Here is a 21,740-nt window from a genome sequence, read left to right on the forward strand (position 1 = left end):
GAAAGGCGCATGCGTAACGGGCTGATGGTGCTGGCGATGATGCTGGCTGCAACACTGTGGTCCGGGCTCGGCCAGGCACTTGAAGACACCACGACAGCAAAGGACGAAGCGGTAGAACTGAAGGTGGCCAACCGCAGCATCATGCTGTTTCGCGCGACCATCCTCGGCGAGGCGCCGGCCTCACGGGTCAAGCGGGCGAAGCGGGTGATCAGTGAAGCGCTGGAGGAAGACCCGGGACTGAAGATCAGCACGGATTCGATCCAGAACAGTTACATGGTGCTCATCGGCAATACCCGGGCGTTTATCGTTGCGCCCAAGGATGTCGACAGCCTGGCCTATTCCTCGGTGCAGGAAGCCGCCGAAGGCGCAGCGGAAAAACTGCGTCAGGTGGTCAACGAAACCCGTGAAGCGCGTAACGTGCAGATGATTGTGCGTTCGCTGGCGCTGGCGGCGGTGGCCACGCTGATCTACCTGGCGCTGCTCTGGTGCCTGTCATGGCTGCGCCACAAGCTGTTGGCGAAACTGCCGGCGCTGATGGATCGCCACACCCAGGCGCTGAAGGTCGGGCGGGTGCAACTGATCGATTCGAACTTCCTCTACCCGTTGGTCAGCCGCTGTCTGCTGTTCCTGCGTTGGTTGGTGATTCTGCTGCTGACCTACGAATGGCTCGGCTTTGTGCTGTCACGCTTCCCGTATACGCGGCCATGGGGCGAAAGCCTTAACAATTATCTGGTGGAACTGGCCGGTTATCTGCTGCAGAGCATCGTCGACGCGATACCGGGCCTGGGCGTGGCGCTGGCGATTTTCTTTATTGCCCGCGGCGTGACCGCATTTACCCGACGCATTTTGCGTCGGATGGCCGCGCCGGGGACGTTCAGCTGGCTCAACCATGAAACCCTGCAGCCGACGCAACGCCTCACAGCCCTGGCAGTCTGGCTGTTTGCTCTGGCGATGGCTTATCCCTATTTGCCCGGCGCCGGTACCGATGCGTTCAAAGGCCTGTCGGTGCTGATCGGCCTGATGATTTCCCTTGGCGCCACCAGCGTCGTCGGGCAAGCGGCGGCCGGGTTGATCCTGACCTATACACGAACCTTGCGCCCCGGCGAGTTTGTCAGAATCGGCGAGTACGAAGGCACTGTTACCGAACTGGGCATGTTCACCACGCGGATTCGCACCGGTCTCGGTGAAGTGCTGACGCTGCCAAATTCAATGATCACCGGCACCGTGACCAAGAACTACTCGCGCACCGTGCAAGGTCCGGGCTACGTGGTCGACACGGTGGTGACCATCGGCTATGACACCCCATGGCGGCAGGTCGAAGCGATGCTGCTGGAGGCGGCCAAACGCACTCCGGGCGTAATCGAAGATCCGCCGGCGCAGGTGTTCCAGACAGCGCTGTCGGACTTCTATCCCGAGTATCGACTGGTGGCCCAGGCCATCCCCAGCCAGCCGCGACCGCGTGCGGTGCTGTTGAGCATGCTCCATGCAAATATTCAGGACGTGTTCAATGAATACGGCGTGCAGATCATGTCGCCGCATTACCTGGGCGATCCGCAGCAGGAAAAACGCGTGCCGCCGGAGCAGTGGTATACCGCGCCGGCGCAGGCACCGAAGGAGCAGTGATCCCTAGAACCGCCAGACCATACCGCCGCCCAGCACGTGCAGGGCGGCGCTTTTATATTCGCCGGAGACCGAGCCGCCAGAGCGCGCTTTGGTCTGTTGCACGTCCATGTCGCCGAGGTAGATCAGCGTGTAGCTCATGTGCACATCGACATCGTCCTGCAATGCATAGCTGACCCCGGTCGCCAGCCGCCACGCTTCGTTCATCGGGTTGTCGACGGTGCGATCCTTGTCATCCACCGCCGAGGAGTCGTAACCCAGGCCGACGTTCCAGCGCAGTTTCGGGTTGATCTGATGCTGCGCGCCGATCGAGGCATGCCAGGTGTCCTTGTATTGGCGCTGCGCAGTTCTTGAGGTCGAGCCCAGGCCAGTGTCGACTTCCACGCCGACCTTGCCGAAATCGCTCCAGTCCTGCCAGCCGAGGCTGCCGAGCAGCGTCCATTGCGGATCGAGCTGGTAGGACACGCTGGTGGTGACGGTCTGCGGCACGTTCATGTCAACGTTCAACTGATCGGCGTCGAGGCGGTTGAGCGCCAGGCGCAGCAGAGGATTGGTGATTTTCTTCAGCTCGGGTTTGTCTTCGAATTTGAGCTTGATCTTGCTGGTCCAGGCCAGCCCGAGTTTTGTGCGTTCGTTGAGGTTGTAGAGCACGCCGACGTTGGCACCCGTGCCCCAGTCGGTGTCCTTGTAGCGCAACTGACCATCTTCGGCGTTGCCCAGACCGAGCACGTTATTGTTGACGGCCACTTCGGTGCGGAAGTAGCCAAGCATGAAGCGCGGGCCGAGGCCGACGGACAGGTCGTCGGTGATCTTGTAGGCATAAGTGGGCTGGAATGACACGCCGATAATGGCCGACTCCTGAGCGAAATAGCGCCCGGCCCAGTCATCGTCGTAGTCCAGCGCCAGTCCGAAATTGCCGTACATGCCGAAGCCGATCGAGGAGCGATCATCGAGCTGGTGGCTGATGAAGAAGCTGGAGCCGGGCAGGTACTTCAAGGCGTTGCCGCCTTCGTTGCCGCCGAAGGTATTGGCATTGTCTCGGGAGAAACTGATATCGCCGAGAATCAACTGCGCATTGAAGTTGATCTGGGTGCCGGCCAGTTGGCTGATGCCCGCCGGGTTGGTCATCAGAATGCTCGGATCACTGGCCATGACCGCGGAACCGGCGTTGGCCAGGCCGCTGCCTTCGTGGCCGGCTTCGTAAATCATGATGCCGCCGGCTTCGGCCTGGAGGCTGGCGAAGAGCAATCCGCCAGCGACCGAACTTTTCATCAGCTTGAACATGTGAACTCCTTGAATGGCATGCGATCCGGTTTCAAGGCTAGCTCAAGCTCGGCGCGGCGTCGGACAGATTGCCGACGCCGTACCGTTCAATCGATGCGCGGATGCTGGAGCGCCAGTTCCTTGCGCTTGGCTTCCAGCGCGGCGATCTCGGCATCAATGTCTTCGATTTTCTGCTCGATGTTGTCGTGGTGTTCCTGCAGCAGTTCCTTGGCCTCTTCGAGGTCGGAAGCCGCTGGGGCGGCGCCGCGCAGGGGTTTGTTGGCGGTTTCCTTCATGGTCACACCGGTGACCAGGCCGACTACCGCGATAACCATCAGGTAATACGCAGGCATGTACAGGTCGTTGGTGCTTTCCACCAGCCAGGCCACGGCAGTCGGGGTCAGGCCGGCGATCAACACCGAAACGTTGAAGGCACTGGCCAGCGCGCTGTAGCGGATGTGCGTGGGGAACATCGCCGGCAGGGTCGAGGCCATCACACCAATGAAGAAATTGAGCAGCACCGCGAGGATCAGCAGGCCGGAGAAGATCAGGCCGATGCTGCCACTGTTGATCAGCATGAACGCCGGAATGGCGAACACGAACAGACCAATGCTGCCGACGACGATAAAGGGCTTGCGGCCGATCTTGTCGCTGATGAAGCCGATCAGCGGCTGCACGAAAAGCATGCCGACCATGATCGCGATGATGATCAGCACGCCATGGTTTTCGCTGTAGTGCAGGTTGTGGGTCAGGTAACTCGGCATGTAGGTGAGCAGCATGTAATAGGTGACGTTGGTCGCCGCCACCACGCCGATGCAGGTCATCAGGCTGCGCCAGTGTTTGGTCGCAACTTCCTTGAACGAGACTTTCGGGCCACCGGCAAGGCCTTCACGGTCGCCTTGTTCGAGTTTTTCCACGTGCTGCTGGAACGCCGGGGTCTCTTCCAGCGCGTGGCGCAGATACAGGCCGATCATGCCCAGTGGCAGGGCGAGGAAGAACGGTATCCGCCAGCCCCATTCTTCGAAGCGCTGTTCACCGAGAATGGTCGAAATCAGCACCACGACCCCGGCGCCGAAGACGAACCCGGCGATCGAGCCGAAGTCCAGCCAACTTCCGAGGAAGCCGCGTTTGCGATCCGGGGCGTATTCAGCGACGAAAATCGAAGCGCCGGTGTACTCGCCACCGACCGAGAAGCCCTGAGCCATTTTCGCCAGCAACAGCAGGATCGGCGCCCAGATGCCGATCGAGGCATAGGACGGAATCAGGCCGATGGCAAAGGTGCTCAGGGACATGATGACGATGGTCGCGGCGAGGACTTTCTGCCGACCGTACTTGTCGCCCAGCGCACCAAAAAACAGCCCACCCAGCGGACGAATCAGGAATGGCACGGAGAAGGTCGCGAGCGCGGCGATCATTTGCACGCCGGGATCGGCGCCGGGAAAGAAGACCTTGCCGAGCACATAGGCGACAAAGCCGTAGACGCCAAAGTCGAACCACTCCATGGCATTGCCCAGTGCGGCGGCGGTGATCGCCTTGCGCATCTTGGCGTCGTCAACAATGGTGATGTCTTTCAAACCGATCGGTTTGACGGTGTTCTTGCGTGATTTCATTGCGATGTTCCCGCTCGCTGATCCAGATACCGCTGCGATGCCATCTCCATGATGGCGCCGGCTGTTCTGGCTCAGATACATGCGGACACGAAATAATTCACCGATCGATGGAATTAATTTCGACACATGTGCTGCATGGCCTCGAACCCTTTGGGAGTGGGCTTGTACACCAAGGCGGGGTTGCATTCAGCATTGCAGTGCCTGATCTGGCGCTTTCGCGAGCAAGCCCGCTCCCACAGGGGATTTGTGAGTTGCCGGGATTTTGCGAACGTCGCCAAACAGTGTGGGAGTGGGCTTGCTCACGAAGGCGGGGTTGCATTCAGCGTTGCAGTGCTTGATCTGGCGCTTTCGCGAGCAAGCCCGCTCCCACGGGGGATTTGTGAGTCGCCTGGGTATTGCGTACGCCGCCAAGCAGTGTGGGAGTGGGCTTGTACACCAAGGCGGGGTTGCATTCAGCATTGCAGTGCCTGATCTGGCGCTTTCGCGAGCAAGCCCGCTCCCACGGGGGATTTGTGAGTTGCCGGGATTTTGCGTACGCCGCCAGACAGTGTGGGAGTGGGCTTGCTCACGAAGGCGGGGTTGCATTCAGCATTGCAGTGCCTGATCTGGCGCTTTCGCGAGCAAGCCCGCTCCCACAGGGGATTTGTGAGTTGCCGGGATTTTGCGTACGCCGCCAAACAGTGTGGGAGTGGGCTTGCTCACGAAGGCGGCGGCGCATCCAACATAAGGTTTACAGCGCAGCTTTCACCTGCAAGCCCACCACCAGCGCATTGTCGATGTCCTGCCCGGAAAACGCCCCGGGTTCAATGATGTATTGCAGGTTCGGGCGCAGGGTCAGCCATGGGCTGGCCTGGTAGCCGTAGCCCAATTCAATCAGTTGCTCGGCGCTGTCGAGATTCGGGAACGCAGCACCTTTGGCCATTGCGTCGTCCTGTTGCACATCACGGCTGCGCGGGTTCGGCACGGCGCGGCCATAGCCTAGGGCTACGGTGTCATGCGGGCGGCCTTCGAACGGTTTGTACAAAACCACGCCGGTGCCGTACCACTTGCTGAACGGCGAGGCGGCTTTACTGGCCGCCGAATACTGGCCGAACGCATGCAGACTGCGGCCTTCGGAGGTCGGCGAGCGCCACACCGCCTGATCGATCAACAAATAATGCCCGCCACGACCGGAAACCTCATCGTCGCTGCCAATACGCTTGACGTCTGAGCTGTCGTAGTAATAGCCGACCTTGTACTCGCCCGGCAGATCGCCGGCGTGTTTGTACACCAACTCGATCGGCACAACGGTGCCGGTGGTGTGTTTCGGCCCCAAATGCCAGGCGCGACTCGAATTGCCATTGCTCTCGGGGTCGACGTTGAACGCCGCCACACGCAGTTGCCAGGAAGAGGACAGGTCATATTTGACCCGCACGCCCAAATGCGCGTTCGGGTAGTTTGACCAGCCGCTGCCACCAGACATGTTCAGCGGATGCCCGCAGAAACCGGCGTTCATGAAGTTGCACAGAATGCCGCTGTCGAGGCCGCCGAGGTCGTTGCCCATCGCCATGTAGCCGAGTTTGATGTTGAGCGCCGGGGTGAACAGGCTGCGCTCGTAACTCAGTTCGGTCAGACGCGTGTACAGGCCGCCGTAGTTTTCCTGAATCGGCAAACGGTTGCCGACCAGATCTTCCGAGGCGCTGTTGCCGCGTCGGTCGTTGATGGTCAACTGGACCTTGCCGGCATTGTCGACACCGTAGAGCTTGCTCAGATCGAACTGCACGCCGAGCTTGATGTTCTGCGAATAACGCGCCGAGCGGTGCAGGCCGCCGTCGGCGTTGTAAGCGGTTTCGCCGCTGTAATCGCCGGTGAACTTGACGCCGTCTTCGTCGAGCTGATGGCGCAGGCCGCCCCAGTCACCGGAGAGGGTGCTGCGGGTCAGTAGATCGGAGTCGCTGGCGGCCAGCGCGGGGAGGGCAGTGGTGCAGCTCAGGCCCAGCAACAGGCCAGTGGAGAGTCGGGTACGAGAAAAGCGAACAGCCGATGACATGTGAATCCTTCCTGGTGAAATCTTCAACGCAATAAAACGGCGACGCGGTGCCTTGGGGCACCGCGCGCTTGGAGGAGGTTGGAGTGCTGCAGCGAATTACGGCAGCGCGTAGGCCATCACGTAATCGCCACGATCGGTCGACTGGCGTGCGCCGCCAGCGGTGACGACGATGTACTGCTTGCCGGTTTTCGGCGAAACGTAGGTCATCGGGCCGCCCTGGCTGCCGACCGGCAGACGGGCTTTCCAGACTTCTTCACCGTTGCCGCTGTTGAAGGCGCGCAGGTAGAAGTCCTGAGTGCCGGCAATGAAGATCAGGCCACCCTGGGTCGACAGGGTGCCGCCGAGGGTTGGCAGGCCGATCTTGATCGGCAGGTGCATGCGGATGCCCAGGGGACCGGTGTCTTCAACGGTGCCGACCGGAACCTGCCACGCGACTTTCTGGGTCTTCATGTCGATCGCGGTCAGGGTGCCGAAAGGCGGCGCCTGGCACGGAATGCCGGCCACCGAGAGGAAGCGGTTCTTGTTCACTGCGTACGGCGTGCCTTTGAGCGGAACTGCGCCCATGCCGGTGTTCAGCGCTTCGCCACCGCCAGCGGCCTGGCCTTTGTTCTGCGACGGGATCATCTGGATCCACAGACCCAGGCGCATGTCGTTGACGAAGATGAAACCGTGCACCGGGTCAGTGGAGATGCTGCCCCAGTTCATACCACCCAGCGAACCGGGAAAGCTCAGCGATTTGTCGGTGCCCGGCGCGGTGTACAGACCGTCGTAGCGCATGCTCTTGAAGTCGATGCGGCAGAGCAACTGGTCATACGGCGTGGCGCCCCACATGTCCGATTCAGTCAGGTGCTGCGCGCCGATCTGCGGCATGCCCACGGATTTCGGCTGAGTCGGCGAGTACGGCTCGTTCGGGATGTTCGCGGCTTTCACCGGTACTTCCTTGACCTCGGTCAGCGGCTTGCCGGTGGCGCGGTCGATCACGTAGATCTGCCCGGCCTTGGTGCCGATGACCAGCGCCGGAATACTCTGGCCGTCCTTGTCGAAATCGATCAGGCTCGGCTGCATCGGCAGGTCGAAGTCCCACAGATCGTTGTGCACGGTCTGGAACACCCAGCGTTCTTCACCGGTGCTGGCGTCCAGCGCAAGAATCGAGGCGCCGTACTTGTGGTCCAGTTCGCTGCGCTCGACACCATAGATGTCAGTGGACGAGCTGCCCATCGGCAGGAACACCGTGTTGGTCGCCGCGTCGTAAGACATCGGCGCCCAGCTGTTCGGCGTGCTGCGCACGTAGGTGCTGCCGTCGGCCGGCGCGTTGCGGTCCTGCGGGTTGCCCGGGTCGAACGCCCAGCGCATGGCGCCGGTGATCACGTCAAAACCACGGATCACGCCGCCCGGCATGTCGCTTTGCACGTTATCGGCAACGCGACCGCCGACCACAACCGTAGTGCCAGCCATCAATGGCGCGGACGACAACTGATAGTAGCTGTCCGGGACGTCACCCAGACCGGCTTTCAGATCGACCTGGCCGTTGTTGCCGAAACCCTGGCAGAACTCGCCGGTGTCGGCATCGACCGCGATCAGGCGGGCATCGATGGTGTTGGTCAGCAGACGACGCTGGCAGTTGGCGGCCGGCTCAGGTTTGGATTCGATGATCGGCGAATTCGCTGGCTGCGCGATGGCAGCGGTGCGATCGAAATACGCCATGCCACGACACCGCTGCCAGACTTTCGACTGGGCGTTGATCTGGTTCTTCCAGATTTCCTTGCCGGTGTCAGCGTCCAGTGCGATCAGGTTGTTGTGCGGGGTGCAGATGAACACCTTGTTGCCGACCTGCAGCGGGGTGAGCTGGTCTTCAGCGCCATTGCCATCGCTTTCGGCGACGTCACCGGTGTGGTAAGTCCACGCGACTTTCAATTTGTCGACGTTGTTGCGGTTGATCTGATCGAGCGCGGCGAAGCGGCTGCCACCTTCGGTGTTGCCGTAGTGCGCCCAGTCTTTTTGCGCTTTGGCCGGTTCGACCGGGGTCAGCCCCGGACCGGTACCAGTGGCGGCAACCGTTGGATGGGCGACGAACATGTTGCCGGCCGCAACGGCCACACCGACCGCCAGCACCGCGGCAACGGCGTACGCGCCACGACCCGCCACGCGGCCATTGGCGCGCGCCAGCAACGGATAGACCAGAGCGACGACCATACCGATTGCGCTGAACATGAACAGCCGCGAAAACACCGGCCAGAACACCAGCCCGGCGTCAGCCACGGCCCAGATCGCGGTGGCCACCAGAAACGCGGCGAACAGCCAGGCGCCAGCAGTTTTCTTCAGTGCGATCAGCACACCGGCAACGGTCATCGCCAGACCGCCAACCAGGAAGTACCAGGAGCCGCCCAGACTGACCAGCTTCACTCCGCCGGCCGCGAGCGCCAGACCGAGCAGGGCGATGATCACGCCAAGGCCGACCAGAATGAACGTTGAAACGCCTGAGACGCGTTGACTGTGGTTCACATTGAAAGTCCCGTTTGAATGAAGCGCGGGATTATAGCGGTAACTAACCATTCAGTTAACCGCAGTTTTGCCATGAAACCCGGCACTTCTGTGAATCAAGCGTGGTGCAGGTTGAGGAAAACGCAAGTCGAGAGGGTTCTCTCCAAGGTTCAACAGGAGGAGCGTGTTGGGCGTGAAATTGCAGCGTGCATGCTCAGATACCGCAGTGAATTCAAACCTCACCTCAGCCTTCTCCCCGAGGAAAGCGAGCTGATTTGCGGCCTATGGTCACCTCGGTATTGCAGAGTCGGATTCACCCGACCAAACAAATCGGTCAGTTTGTTCCTCCTGTGGCAGAAGGCTAGGGTGAGGGGCTTTGGGGATCCATCGTGATGGCGACCTTGCCCTTGGCCCGGCCTTGTTCAACGTAGTGCAGCGCATCAACGATCTGATCGAACGGGAAGGTGCGGTCGATCACCGGTTTGATCACCCCCGCCTCGATCAGCGCGGTGATTTTCTGCAACTGGTTGCCATCGGCACGCATAAAGACAAACGAATAACCCACCCCGTGTTTGCCCGCTTTGCGGCGAATCCCGCTGCTGAGCAGACGCATGGCCAGCCCAAGCAGCCAGGACAGACCCTGCTCGTGAGCGAACTGCGCCGTCGGCGGGCCGGACAGGGAAATCAGCTGGCCACCCGGTTTCAGCACCTTCAGCGATTGTTTCAGCACATCGCCGTCGAGGCTGTTGAGCACCACATCGTAGTCGCGTAGGTCGTTGGCAAAATCCTGCTGCTTGTAATCGATCACTTCGTCAGCGCCCAGCGCCTTGACCCACTCGACATTTGCCGTGCTGGTGGTGGTCGCAACGAAAGCGCCAAGGTGTTTGGCCAGTTGAATGGCGGCCGTGCCAACGCCACCGGAGCCGGCGTGAATCAGTACTTTCTGGCCCTTCTTCAACTGGGCGACGCCGACCAGTGCTTGCCACGCCGTCAACGCCACCAGCGGCATGCCCGCTGCCTCGGTCATATCGAGATTGACGGGTTTCCAAGCGACCGCTGTCTCATCGACGGCGATGCGTTCGGCAAACGTGCCGCTCCTGATTTCAGGTGCACGCGCATAAACCTTATCGCCCGGCTTGAAACGCTTGACCGCCGCACCGGTGCTGAGCACCACACCGGCGACATCGTTGCCCAATATCAACGGCATTTGATAGGGCAGGATCATCTTGAATTCACCGCTGCGAATCTTCAGATCCAGCGGGTTGACGCTGCTGGCATGCACTTGGATCAGCACATCATTGGCGCCGACCAGCGGCTCTGGGACGTCGCCAATGCGGCCGTTCTGCTTGCCGTAGCGCTCGATGAAAAATGCCTTCATTGAAGATGCTCTCGTTGTAAGGAACCCGCCGCAATTGCGGCGGGTTCGGTTGAGGTCAGGATTGCGTCAGATAACGCTGCGCCACTGCCGACTGGCGGATCTGCCCCAACAGGCCCTGCCGCGCGGTTTGCAGGGCATCCCAGCGATCGCCTTCGTGCAGCGGCGGAATGGTCACGACTTCGCGACGATCAAAACCGACCAGCGCGGCGTCGACCATGTCGCCGACTTCCATGATGTCGGTGAGGGTGTTGATGTCGATACCGGCACGGTCCCAGATCTCCGTGCGGGTGGCGGCGGGCAACACGGCTTGCACGTACACGCCCTGTGGCGACAATTCCAGGCTCAGGCCCTGGGAGAGGAACAGCACGAACGCTTTGGTCGCGCCATAAACGGACATGCCGAACTCCGGCGCCAGGCCCACCACTGAGCCGATATTGATGATCGCGCCGTCGCCAGCCTTTGCCAGACGCGGGGCGACGGCACTGGCCAGCCGCACCAGCGCCGTGGTGTTGAGCGCGACCAATTGCGCCACGCTGTCGGTGCTCTGTTCGATGAACGTGCCGGATTGCGCGGCGCCGGCATTGTTGACGAGGATGCCGATGCGCGCGTCGTCACGCAGACGCGCTTCGACGGTCTGCAGATCGCCGAGGCGGGTCAGGTCAGCCTGCAGCACCTCAACGTTGACGTTGTGTTCAGCGCGCAAAGCGGCGGCGAGGGTGTCCAGGCGCGTCTGATCCCGGGCGACCAGCACCAGATCGTGCCCACGTTGGGCAAAACGTGCGGCATACACCGCGCCGATGCCAGTGGAGGCGCCGGTGATCAGAACAGTAGGGCGAGTAGTCATGGTGTTGGCTCTTTTCAGGGGAAGACTGTTTTCGGGCTTTTAGGATGATGACCGAAATCTAAGCTGTCAACGGTTTTGATTATGCCCAACATCTATGTATCATCGGCGCATGATTTTTCAGCGCTGGAGGTATCCAACATGCGCGTATCCAAAGCTCAGGCACAGGCCAATCGCGAGCACATTGTCGAAACGGCTTCCATGATGTTCCGCGAACGCGGTTATGACGGGGTTGGCGTGGCTGACCTGATGGCGGCCGCCGGTTTTACTCACGGTGGTTTCTACAAACACTTCGGCTCCAAGGCCGACTTGATGGCCGAAGCATCGGCCAACAGCCTGGCGCAGTCGCTGGCCGGCGCTGAAGCAATGAGCGTGAAGGATTTCATCGACGTGTACGTCTCGCGTGACCATCGCGACGGCCGGTCGACCGGTTGCACCATGGCGGCGTTGTGTGGCGATGCGGCGCGGCAGTCAGGGGATTTGAGGGCGGCGTTCGCCGAGGGCATCGAGCGCATGTTGCAGACGCTTGGCGAGAAATACCCGAGCGCAGCAGATGCACCAGAAGGTGAGGGCAGAACCCGAATGATCGATTTGCTCGCCCGTGCGGTCGGGGCAATCATGCTCTCGCGGGCCTGCCCGGATGACTCGGCACTGGCCGATGAGATTCTGACGGTGTGTCACGCCTCGATGACGGCGTCGTTGCCAGTCATCAAGGCGCCGGAAGATAAGCCGCAACACAGCTGAAGCAAAAGCCGCTCAGCCTGACCCCCTCTCGGAGGAAGAGGGCTGGGCGGGCGGCGTTGCCAAAGCCGTACGCCAGCGCCTTGCGTGAAGACACTCAGGCATGGAACGGGTAATCGACGTACCCGCGCTGATCGCCGCCGAAGAAACTGCTCGGATCCGGCGTGTTCAGCTCAAGCCCATCATGCAAGCGACGCGGCAGGTCCGGGTTGGCCAGGAATGGCCGGCCAAAGGCAATGATGTCGGCGCGATTGGCCTTTAGCGCCTGTTCGGCAGACTCGGCGTCGTAACCGCCAGCGAGGATCAACACGCCGTTCCAGGCCTGCCGCAGCTGGGCGATGATTGCGTCCCAGCGCGGGTCGAAATTCTCGTCCTTGACCGTGCCGACCATGGCCGGCTCGACCAGGTGCAGGTACGCCAGATTCCACTGGTTGAGCGCTTCGACCAGATAACCGAAGGTCGCCTCGGGCGTGTCATCACCCATGCCCATGAAACGGCCCATCGGCGTCAGGCGTACGCCGACGCGTTCGGCGCCGACTTCCTCGGCAACGGCGGCAACCACTTCGAGCAGAAACCGCGCACGGTTCTCCACGCTGCCACCATAAGCATCATCGCGCTGGTTGCTGTTGCTGTTGAGAAACTGGTCGAGCAGATAACCGTTGCCGGCATGGATTTCCACGCCGTCCATGCCCGCGTTCAACGCGTTGCGCGCGGCGCGGCGATAGTCTTCAACGATGTCGGCAATTTCTGCGGTTCCGAGGGCGCGTGGTACCGGCACATCACCCCACACGCCGTTGCCGTGTTCATCGACGATAAAGGTCTTGCCCGGCACTGGCAGCGCGCTCGGGGCTACCGGCAGACCGGCGTCAGGCTGGAAACTGGGGTGCGAAACCCGGCCAACATGCCACAGCTGCATGAACACAAGACCTTTGGCCTCGTGCACCGCCGTGCTCACTTCACGCCAGGCCTGGACTTGCGCATCGGTGTAGATCCCCGGCGTCCACGCATAGCCCTGGCCTTGCCGAGAAATTTGCGTGGCCTCGGTGACGATCAGCGCGGCACTGGCACGTTGGCGGTAGTACTCGGCGTTCATCGCAGTCGGTACGTCGCCCGGTTGGCCGGCGCGTGAGCGGGTCAGGGGCGCCATCGCCACGCGATGGGCAAGGGTGTAAGGGCCGAGGGCGATGGGTTGGAACAGGCGACGGGTCATGGGTAGCTCCGGATGTCGATAAGTGGGGTTCAAGCGCGGCCGCCAGGTGCCGCGCGCCGTGCAGGTAACTTAACCGGGGGTGGCGGGGCTGATAATCCGTGGCCGGCGCTACGCAGTGTTGCGCGGCACGCAACGGCGCCCGCGCTCATCGGGCATGAGCGCGGGCGGGGTTCAGGCAGGTTGGCTGGAACGGGTCAGCGGCAGGTTCAGCCAGCGCCGGCCCGTGGCATTGCTGACCGCGTTGCCGAGCGCGGCAGCCATTGGCCCCTGAACGATTTCAGCGGCACCGAGGAAGGGTTCGCCCGGTTGGTCGAGCAAGTGCACATCGACTTTTTTCGGCAATTGCGTAAACCGCAAAATCGGATAACCGCTCCAGTCGTAGCTGCGAATACCACCAGCGTCGTAGGCAACTTTTTCATAGAGCGTCCAGCTCGTCGACTGGACGATGCCGCCCTCGACCTGATTTCGCAGACCATCGGGGCTGACGATCTGGCCGACGTCGACCGCTGTCACCACATGATCGACACGGATCTCGCCGGTCTGCGGATGCACTCGCAATTTCACCGCGAGGGCGCAGTAACCCATGATGTTTTTGTAGCGGGCGAAGGCAAAACCGATTCCCGCGCCTGGCTCACTGCTCTTGTGTGGCCAGCCGATTTCGTCACGCACGCGCTCGATCACGGCACGAGCACGCGGATCGCTGAGATGAGCCAGCCGCAACGCCACCGGATCGAGCCCGGCCTTGATCGCCAACTCATCAATACCCGCCTCAATGGCGAAGATATTGATATGCGCACCGAGCGAGCGCATGGCCGAGGTGCGAAAGGGCATGGTGGTGACGAAGTTCATGTTGATTCGCGTCGCGCTCACCTCGTACAGCGGCACCGCGTTGCGATCACCATCACCTTCGGGCTGGGCGATCGGCACCGATGGCGCCGAGGCGAAGGGGTCGGCTAACAGGCGCGCGGGCAGCAGGCGTCCGGCGTTGACGATGCGTTCGTTGTGCGGCGTGGTCCACAGCTCGTAATTCCAGTCCTGCAAACGGCCCTGACTGAGGCCGGCATCGACTTCGGTGACCATCGCCGAACTGTACGGCTCCCAGAGATTTTCCTGCTCGCGCATCCATTGCACGCGCACCGGCGTGCCCGGCAGGCGCATGGCGATCAGCGCGGCATCGGCGGCGGCATCATCGGCGCCGTTGTGGCCGTAACAGCCCGACCCCTCGGTATGAATGCAGCGCACACGCTCCGGCGGCAGACGCAGCATTTCGGCGATGCCGGCGCGCAATGGATAGACGCCCTGGGTGTGGGTCCACACCGTGAGCACACCATCGTTGAACCAAGCCACCGCACAGGACGGGCCGATCGAACCGTGCATCAAATATTGCTTGGTCACTCGCGCCTTGAAGCGCGTCTCGGTCGCGCTGCCGGGATTGCCGTTGTTGCTGATTGGATAGCGCTTGGAGGGCAATTGCTTGAGCAAATCATGAATCCCGGCGGCTTCGGGAATCGCCTCGCCGCCACTCCAATCGGCGCTTTCGATGCCGCTGCGCATGGCCTTGATCGCTTGCCACTCATCACCGGCGACCACGGCCAAATAGTTGCCGTCGCGAATCACTTTGACCACACCGTTCAGTGCCTCAATGGCCGCGGCATCGAACGCCTGAAGCGTGCAGCCGGGACGAGGCGGGCGAATCACCCGCGCATGCAGCATGCCCGGCAAGCGCATATCCTGCACGAATGCCGCGCCGCCGCTGACCTTGGCCGGAATGTCGAGGCGCGGCAGGTTGTGCCCGATCAGTTTGAAGTCGGCCGCCGCCATCGCCGGTGATTGCGCCTTCGCGTATTGGTGCACGTCGACATGTTTGACTGCATCGGCGTAAGCCATGCGCTGCCCGCCCGGGCCTTCGATCACGCCATCGCGGGTGCTCAGTTGCGCAGCATCGACTTGCCAATTGCGCGCGGCGGCCTCGACGAGCATTTCGCGTACCTGCGCGGCCGCGTTGTACAGGGCGGTGCCGCTGTCGAAAATGCTGTGGCTGCCGGCGGTGTAGCCTTCGTTGGGCGTCAATGCTGTGTCGGCGGTGAGCAAGTTGATCGCGCTGGCCGGCACCTGTAAACGCTCGGCGGCGATTTGCAGCAACGCGGTTTTCACTCCGGTGCCCAGCTCGACCTTGCCGGTGTACACGGTGATGCCGTCGGAGCCGATGCGAATCCACGCGTCCAGAAAAGCGTTGGTGCGCAGGCTACCGGGCAGATCCGGCGCCAACACCACAGTACCGAGGGTGTCGACTTCGGTGTCGGCCAACACACGCCGCGCTACCGGCATCAGCGTGAAGGCCATGAGCAACGCACCGCCGCGCAGGAAGGCCCGGCGGCTGGGGTTCAAGCCGTTTGCTTCGCTCATGTCAGGCTCCCGTTGTGCCCGGCCACCTGTTTGATCGCTTCGATGATGCGCAAATGCGTACCGCAACGGCACAGATTGCCGGCCATGTGTTCGCGGATGGTTTGTTCGTCCGGGTGCGGATCACGTTCGAGCAACGACTGTGCGCGCATCAGCATGCCGGCGATGCAGTAACCGCATTGCGCGGCCTGCTTGTCGATGAACGCCGCTTGCAGCGGGCCGGGTTTCTCCGCGCTGCCGAGGCTTTCCACGGTGCGAATCTTTTTGCCTTCAAGGCCGGCGCACGGCGTCAGGCAGGCGAACACCGGCTGGTCTTCGACGATTACCGTGCACGCGCCGCACTGGCCCAGGCCGCAGCCGTATTTAGCGCCGTTGAGGTTCAAGTGATTGCGCAGCGCGTACAGCAGTGGCATGTCCGGTTCCAGCTCCAGCGGCTGGGCGGCTCCATTGACGGTGAGAGTGATCTGGCTCATTTCGTCTCCTGACGTAACGCTTCGATAGTGGAAGAGAGGTCGGCCCACGGCTGCTCGGGTCGGGCTTGCTCACGCAGGTACGCCGCAAGTGCGCCGAGCTGCGCGTTGTCGAGGCTGGCGGCAAACGGCGGCATCACCGGGCCGGGCGCGCCGGGAATGGCGGGCACGCCTTCGAGCACGGTCTTGAGAAAATTGCGCGGGCTGGCCGCTTGCAGCACCGAGCTGCTGTGCAGGCCTGGGCGGCCGTCGATTTCCCGCATCGGCGCGGCGGCTGCGTGACATCCGGCGCAGGCGCTACTGAAGAGCAGCGCGCCGGTTGTGTGATCCGCTGGACTGCTCGGCGGCCTTTGCGCGGTGGTTTCGCTCACCGCGTGCGGGTTTTGCAGGCTCAGCAGGTAGTCGGCAATCGCCTCGGCTTCGCTGGCCGGCAAACGCGCCAGGCTCAGGCTGACCGGGCGCATCGGGCCGGCGGGGGTGCCATGGCCATCGGCCACGTCGGCGCGAAGATAGCCGACCAATTGCCCGCGATTCCATGGGTTGGCGCGTTGCCCGAGGCCAACCAGCGCCGGCGCTTGCCAGCCATCGACGCTGCCGCCCTGCAAATATTCCGAGGATTTTTCCGCGCCGATCAGGTTCAGCGGCGAATGGCAGCCAGCGCAGTGGCCCGGGCCGTCAACCAGATAACGTCCGCGATTCCATGCGGCGCTGTGTTCTGCCAGCGGCGTGAGCGGCTCGCCATGTAGAAACAGCAGGTTCCAGAACGACACCAGCGGGCGGATGTTCATCGGGAAATTCATCTGGTTCTGCCTGGCGGGGGCGTGTACGGCGGGGCCGTTCATCAAGTACGCGTAGGCATCGGCGATGTCTTCTGCGCTCATGCGCCGGTAGTGCACGTAAGGAAACGCCGGGTAAAGAAAGTGGCCATCGCGAGCTACGCCCTCGCGCATCGCCCGTTCGAAGGCCGGTAATGACCATTCGCCGATACCGGTCTGCGCATCCGGGGTGATGTTGGTGCTGTATAGCGTGCCGAACGGCGTCACCAGCGGTAGGCCGCCGGCCAGGTATTCGCCGCCGGGACGGGTATGGCAGACCGCGCAATCACCGGCCTCGACCACCCGTGCGCCGCGTTGCAACTGCGCAGTATCGAATGACGTCGGGCGTTTGATCGGCGCGATCGCCGGGCGCCACATCAGCGCGACGGCGATGATCAGGCCGATCACCGCGAGCACGGCGACGCTGATCCACAAAGTTCTGGATTTGAGCAGATGGCTGTTCATGGTCGGCAGAACATCGCGGCGGGCAGTGGCAGGACGAGTGCAGTGCGGGTCATGGAAACGCTCCTTGTAGCAGCCGGGGAAGGGCGCCGATGCGGACGTCTGCGCCAAGAGCCAAAGCGTAGAGAAGACGCTTGCTGCGGAGAATCATCGGCCCGCGCAACAGCGCGTTGCGTCACAAGCAACGTTGCGCTCGGCGCATCAGTGCGTTGCCAGCAGCACGGATTCTCGTCGCCGCTGGCTGACCGTAGCCTTGGCAGCACATTCCCGAACTCAACGAGGTGTCACCATGCTTACGGGCAATCCTGCCGTTGCGGCCCCGGCCGAACAGCCTGCTTCACTCTCTGGCCTGATGGTCGCGTTTTTGGCGTTCTGCTGCGGCGCGGTCGTGGCCAACCTGTATTACGCGCAGCCCATCGTCGAACTGATCGCGCCGCAGATCGGCCTGTCCAGCGCCAATGCGAGCCTGATCGTGTCGCTGACGCAGTTCGGTTACGCGCTGGGCTTGTTGCTGCTCGTGCCGCTGGCCGACCTCATGGAGAACCGTCGTCTGGTGGTCGGTTTCACCGTCGCTGCGAGCGTGACGCTGCTGTGCGCTGGGCTGACTCATTCGCCGTCGCTGTTTCTGCTCTTGTCACTGCTGATCGGCCTGACGTCGGTGGCGGTGCAGATCCTCGTGCCGCTGGCCGCGCATCTGGCGCCGGAAGCCAGCCGGGGCCGCGTTGTCGGCAACATCATGAGCGGCCTGCTCTTGGGGATTCTGCTGTCGCGGCCGCTGTCGAGTCTGTTGGTCGAAGTGTTCGGCTGGCGCGGGGTGTTTTACAGCGCAGCGGCGCTGATGGCGGTGATCGCGTTGATTACCGCTGTGGCATTGCCGTGCCGCGTGCCGACGCACAAGGCCACTTACGTCGCGTTGATCGGTTCGGTGTTTGCCCTGGCCCGACGCTATGCGGTGTTGCGTCAGCGGTCGCTGTACCAAGGCTTGCTGTTCGCCAGTTTCAGCCTGTTCTGGACGCTCGCGCCGATTGAGCTGATGCGTCATCACGGCTTCAGCCAGGCGCAAGTGGCGATCTTTGCGCTGGTCGGTGCGGTGGGTGCGATTGCCGCGCCGATTGCCGGGCGCCTGGCCGATGCCGGGCACGGTCGTCGCGGTACTTTGGTTGCGTTGCTGCTGGCGCCGTTGTCGCTGCTGATCGCCGCGCTGCCGGGCAGTGGTTACGTGTGGCTGGTGGTGTGTGCGGTGCTGCTGGATTTTGCCGTGCAACTGAACATGGTCCTCGGCCAACGTGAGGTCTACGCCCTCGACCCGCATAGCCGGGCCCGCCTGAATGCGGTGTACATGACCAGCATCTTCGTCGGCGGCGCTCTCGGCTCACTGGTCGCCAGCCCGCTCTACGAACACTTCGGCTGGAACCTCTCGGCCGTTGCCGTGGCGGTGTTGCCGGCACTGGCGCTGGCGTTGTTCCTCGGCCGCAAGGCTGATCGGAGCTGAATTTCAGGCCCACCACAAAATCAATGTGGGAGATGGGCTTGCGCCCGAAAGCGGTGGGTCAGCAGCGCATGTTTCGACTGGCAGAACGCCTTCGCGAGCAAGCCCGCTCCCACAAGGATTACGGGCACACCGCCTGATCGCTGGCCCACCACAAAACCACTGTGGGAGGGGGCTTGCTCCCGAAGGCGTTGGGTCAGCTTGCACATGCATTGACTGACCCCACGCTTTCGCGAGCAAGCCCGCTCCCACAAAGTGAGGCACTTCGAGATGGAATTGTTTTCCGCACCCGGCGCCCTCAAGCACGACGATACAAGACGTGTGGCGGACGCTGATGCACAATCAGCGGCGTTCCCTCACCACCGGACCCCGCTTATGGACAAGTTGCTGGCCTTGAAGATGTTTGTTGAAACCGTGCGCTGCGGGGGCTATTCCTCGGCGGCGCGCAAGCTCGGGATTTCGACGTCTTCGGTGACCCGGCAAGTGGCCGGGCTGGAAAACGAGTTGGGCGCCAGCCTGCTCAATCGCACCACGCGCAACACCAGTGTCACCGTCGCCGGCCAAACCTATTTCGAAAAAGCCGTGGCGATTCTCGATGCCATCGACGAAGCCGATGCGGTGGTCGCTGATCGTGGCAGTGATGCCCAGGGTCGCTTGCGCATCAGCGTGCCGGTGGAGTTTGGCCGGCGGCTGATCGCGCCGCACCTGAGCCGCTTGCTCGAGCGCCATCCGGGGCTGGAGATCAGCCTGTCGTTGAGCGATCAGGTCAGCGATTTGCTCAGCGAGCAGATCGACGTTTCAGTGCGGCTCGGCTCGACGGTAGTCAGCGAGGACATCGTCAGCAAACGCGTCGGCCACTTTCAGCGCTGGATCGTCGCCAGCCCGGATTATCTGGCGCGCAGCGGCGTGCTGGAGCATCCACGAGACCTGCTTGAGCACCAATGCCTGCGTTTCGATTACGGCGGCAGCCATCACCACTGGACCTTCCAGGGTGACGAAGAGCCGATTCAGCTCAACGTTCAGGGTCGCCTGCAAAGCAACAACGCCGACATCCTTCGCGAAGCCGCGATCGGTGGCGGCGGGGTGACGCTGCTGGCCGACTGGCTGGTGCGCGACGATGTCGCCGCCGGGCGCCTGACGCGCTTGCTCGAGCACTACGAGGTCAACCCCGGCAGCGCCAGCAGTTGCATCAACGCGCTGTACTTGCCCAATCACCGCGGCTCGAGCCGGATCAACGTGTTCATCGATTTCCTCGTGGAAATTCTCAAACCCGCCGCACCCGCCGTTTAGCGCTGCACACACTGTTGCTGCGGCCGCTTGAGACTGCTTGTATGCTTGCGCCCCGGAACACATGGCCGCCGTGAGTGCCGACGTTCGAATGATGGCTGGAATGGACACCGGACTTCCCTAAGGTACTGACGTGAAGCGTGATACTCGCCTTGTAATGCTCCTGCTGCTGGTGATCGGCTGTTCCCTGACTTCGCTGACAATCTGGAAAGTCTGGTCTTCGCGTGAACGCGCGCTGGCGGAAGTCGACGTGCATGGTTTGAACCTGACCCAGGCGCTCAACACCTACACCGAAGGCATCGTCCGGCAAAGCTCGCTGCTCTTGCTCGGGCTGGTCGAGCGTCTGGAAGCCGAGGGCGATGGCCCGGCGCAGATTCAGCGCATCAAAGCCCTGATCGACAGCCAGCAGTCATTAATGCCGCAGCTCAGCGGTATCACCATTTATGACCGGCACGGGCATTGGCTGATGTCCTCCAACCGACCCATTCCAGCCGGTGCGAACAGCAGCGACCGCACCTATTTCAGGCACCACCGTGAAGACCCGAGCCGCGAGTCGTTCATTGGGCCGCCGATCCAGAGCCGTTCCAATCACGAGTGGGTGGTGACCATCAGCCGGCGTTTCAACGACGCCGATGGCCAGTTCGCCGGGGTGGTGTCAGTGACGCTGGGAGTTGAAAACTTTCTTCGCGTATTCGGCAAGCTTGACGTTGGCCAGGACGGCGCGATCGGTCTGTCGTACACCGACGGCACGCTGCTGGTGCGTTACCCGTTCCGCGAGCAGGACATGGGCCGCAACTTCTCCAAGTCGCCGATCTACGCCAAATACCTGATCGACCGCTCGGTCGGCACCGCCTCGTACACCTCCAGCCTCGACGGCGTCGAGCGCTTGTACGCCTTCCGCAAAAGCGAAACCTTGCCGCTGATCACCACCGTAGCTTTAGGCAAGGACGAAGCGCTCGCGGCGTGGCGTATCGAAGCGGCGTTGTCGGCGGTGGTGGTGGTCGGGCTGCTGGGGCTGACAGGGCTGATCGGCTGGTTCCTGATCCTTGATATCCGCCGCCGCACCGAGGCAGAGGAAGCGTTGCGCGATGCACAGCAGCAATTGCTCGCGTCCAATCGCCAACTGGAATTGCTGGCGATGAAGGACGCGCTGACCGGTCTGGCCAACCGCCGCTGCTTTGATGAAACCCTGGCGGTGGAAGCCCGGCGGGCGCAGCGTGACGGGAGCTCGCTGGCCCTGCTGATGATTGATATCGACCACTTCAAATTGTTCAACGATGCCTTGGGTCACGTCGCCGGCGATGTCTGTCTGCAAGCGGTCAGCAAGATTCTTGAAAGCTGCGTGCGGCGTCCGTCTGATCTGGTCGCACGCTACGGCGGCGAGGAAATGGCAGTGATCATGCCCGCCACCGACAGCGCCGGTGCGACGGTGGTAGCGCAACTGGTGCTCAAGCGGTTGCAACAGGCGAACATTGTCCATCCGGGCGGCCCGTTCGGTCGGGTCACGGTAAGTATTGGTATGGCAGTGGCAATGGGCGCGCAGCTGGATTCTCTGTCGGCGTTGATCGAGGACGCCGATCAGGCGCTGTATCGCGCAAAAGCGGCGGGGCGCAACGCTATGGCCGGACAGGCCTGAGGCGC

Annotated in this window: 15 protein-coding genes; 5 read left to right on the top strand and 10 right to left on the bottom strand. The window is 62.3% G+C overall.

All coding sequences use genetic code 11. The annotated features are described in order from the left end of the window. Positions 1 to 9 precede the first annotated feature (9 nt). On the top strand, positions 10 to 1,623 hold the full coding sequence (locus ACP7D9_RS20725; RefSeq protein ID WP_426159428.1) for a mechanosensitive ion channel family protein: 1,614 nt from the start codon (positions 10 to 12) through the stop codon (positions 1,621 to 1,623). Positions 1,624 to 1,626: 3 nt separating this feature from the next. Here ACP7D9_RS20725 and ACP7D9_RS20730 read toward each other — a convergent pair whose 3' ends face one another. The 6 genes from ACP7D9_RS20730 to ACP7D9_RS20755 form a co-directional block, all read right to left on the bottom strand. Beyond that, positions 1,627 to 2,904 (bottom strand): OmpP1/FadL family transporter, encoded by a 1,278-nt coding sequence (locus ACP7D9_RS20730; protein ID WP_426159429.1) that lies wholly within the window; start codon positions 2,902 to 2,904, stop codon positions 1,627 to 1,629. 86 nt (positions 2,905 to 2,990) lie between these two features. Continuing rightward, positions 2,991 to 4,493 carry a glycine betaine/L-proline transporter ProP gene (gene proP, locus ACP7D9_RS20735; protein ID WP_426159430.1) on the bottom strand — a complete coding sequence of 501 codons (1,503 nt, stop codon included), beginning with the start codon at positions 4,491 to 4,493 and terminating at the stop codon, positions 2,991 to 2,993. 730 nt (positions 4,494 to 5,223) lie between these two features. After that, complete coding sequence (locus ACP7D9_RS20740) at positions 5,224 to 6,522, bottom strand: carbohydrate porin (protein ID WP_426159431.1); 1,299 nt, start codon at positions 6,520 to 6,522, stop codon at positions 5,224 to 5,226. A 96-nt stretch (positions 6,523 to 6,618) separates the two neighbouring features. Then, complete coding sequence (locus ACP7D9_RS20745) at positions 6,619 to 9,024, bottom strand: glucose/quinate/shikimate family membrane-bound PQQ-dependent dehydrogenase (RefSeq protein WP_426159432.1); 2,406 nt, start codon at positions 9,022 to 9,024, stop codon at positions 6,619 to 6,621. Positions 9,025 to 9,364: 340 nt separating this feature from the next. After that, positions 9,365 to 10,381 carry an NADP-dependent oxidoreductase gene (locus tag ACP7D9_RS20750; protein WP_426159433.1) on the bottom strand — a complete coding sequence of 339 codons (1,017 nt, stop codon included), beginning with the start codon at positions 10,379 to 10,381 and terminating at the stop codon, positions 9,365 to 9,367. Positions 10,382 to 10,436: 55 nt separating this feature from the next. Continuing rightward, positions 10,437 to 11,225, bottom strand: a complete 789-nt coding sequence (locus tag ACP7D9_RS20755; protein ID WP_426159434.1) for an SDR family NAD(P)-dependent oxidoreductase — start codon at positions 11,223 to 11,225, stop codon at positions 10,437 to 10,439. A 138-nt stretch (positions 11,226 to 11,363) separates the two neighbouring features. Between ACP7D9_RS20755 and ACP7D9_RS20760 the strand changes: the two genes are divergently transcribed. Then, on the top strand, positions 11,364 to 11,966 hold the full coding sequence (locus tag ACP7D9_RS20760; protein ID WP_426159435.1) for a TetR/AcrR family transcriptional regulator: 603 nt from the start codon (positions 11,364 to 11,366) through the stop codon (positions 11,964 to 11,966). 94 nt (positions 11,967 to 12,060) lie between these two features. Here the strand turns inward: ACP7D9_RS20760 and ACP7D9_RS20765 are convergent, their stop codons facing one another. The 4 genes from ACP7D9_RS20765 to ACP7D9_RS20780 all read right to left on the bottom strand — a co-directional run bounded on the left by ACP7D9_RS20765 (position 12,061) and on the right by ACP7D9_RS20780 (position 17,434). Then, a complete protein-coding gene (locus tag ACP7D9_RS20765; RefSeq protein ID WP_101159591.1) occupies positions 12,061 to 13,173 on the bottom strand; it encodes an alkene reductase in 1,113 nt (370 codons plus the stop codon). 171 nt (positions 13,174 to 13,344) lie between these two features. Then, positions 13,345 to 15,579, bottom strand: coding sequence for a molybdopterin cofactor-binding domain-containing protein (locus ACP7D9_RS20770; RefSeq protein ID WP_426159436.1), 2,235 nt, complete (start codon positions 15,577 to 15,579; stop codon positions 13,345 to 13,347). Beyond that, the gene (locus tag ACP7D9_RS20775) at positions 15,576 to 16,049 is read right to left on the bottom strand and encodes a (2Fe-2S)-binding protein (protein ID WP_426159437.1); all 474 of its coding nucleotides are present in this window, start codon (positions 16,047 to 16,049) and stop codon (positions 15,576 to 15,578) included. Before ACP7D9_RS20775 ends, ACP7D9_RS20770 begins: the two co-directional genes overlap by 4 nt. Beyond that, positions 16,046 to 17,434: a c-type cytochrome gene (locus ACP7D9_RS20780; RefSeq protein WP_426159439.1), complete on the bottom strand. Its 1,389-nt coding sequence runs from the start codon at positions 17,432 to 17,434 to the stop codon at positions 16,046 to 16,048. The genes ACP7D9_RS20775 and ACP7D9_RS20780 overlap by 4 nt, the downstream gene beginning before the upstream one ends. A 178-nt stretch (positions 17,435 to 17,612) precedes the next feature. On the opposite strand from ACP7D9_RS20780, the gene ACP7D9_RS20785 reads away from it, so the two are divergent. The 3 genes from ACP7D9_RS20785 (at position 17,613) to ACP7D9_RS20795 (ending at position 21,735) form a co-directional block, all read left to right on the top strand. Then, positions 17,613 to 18,815, top strand: coding sequence for an MFS transporter (locus ACP7D9_RS20785; protein WP_426159441.1), 1,203 nt, complete (start codon positions 17,613 to 17,615; stop codon positions 18,813 to 18,815). Between the two features lie 372 nt (positions 18,816 to 19,187). Further along, complete coding sequence (locus ACP7D9_RS20790) at positions 19,188 to 20,102, top strand: LysR family transcriptional regulator (protein WP_426159442.1); 915 nt, start codon at positions 19,188 to 19,190, stop codon at positions 20,100 to 20,102. Between the two features lie 130 nt (positions 20,103 to 20,232). Then, positions 20,233 to 21,735: a sensor domain-containing diguanylate cyclase gene (locus ACP7D9_RS20795; protein ID WP_426159443.1), complete on the top strand. Its 1,503-nt coding sequence runs from the start codon at positions 20,233 to 20,235 to the stop codon at positions 21,733 to 21,735. Positions 21,736 to 21,740: the final 5 nt, after the last annotated feature.

Origin of the sequence: Pseudomonas sp. TSRC2-2 (assembly GCF_049897785.1) — a bacterium.
In the GTDB taxonomy this organism is placed as follows: Bacteria; Pseudomonadota; Gammaproteobacteria; order Pseudomonadales; family Pseudomonadaceae; genus Aquipseudomonas.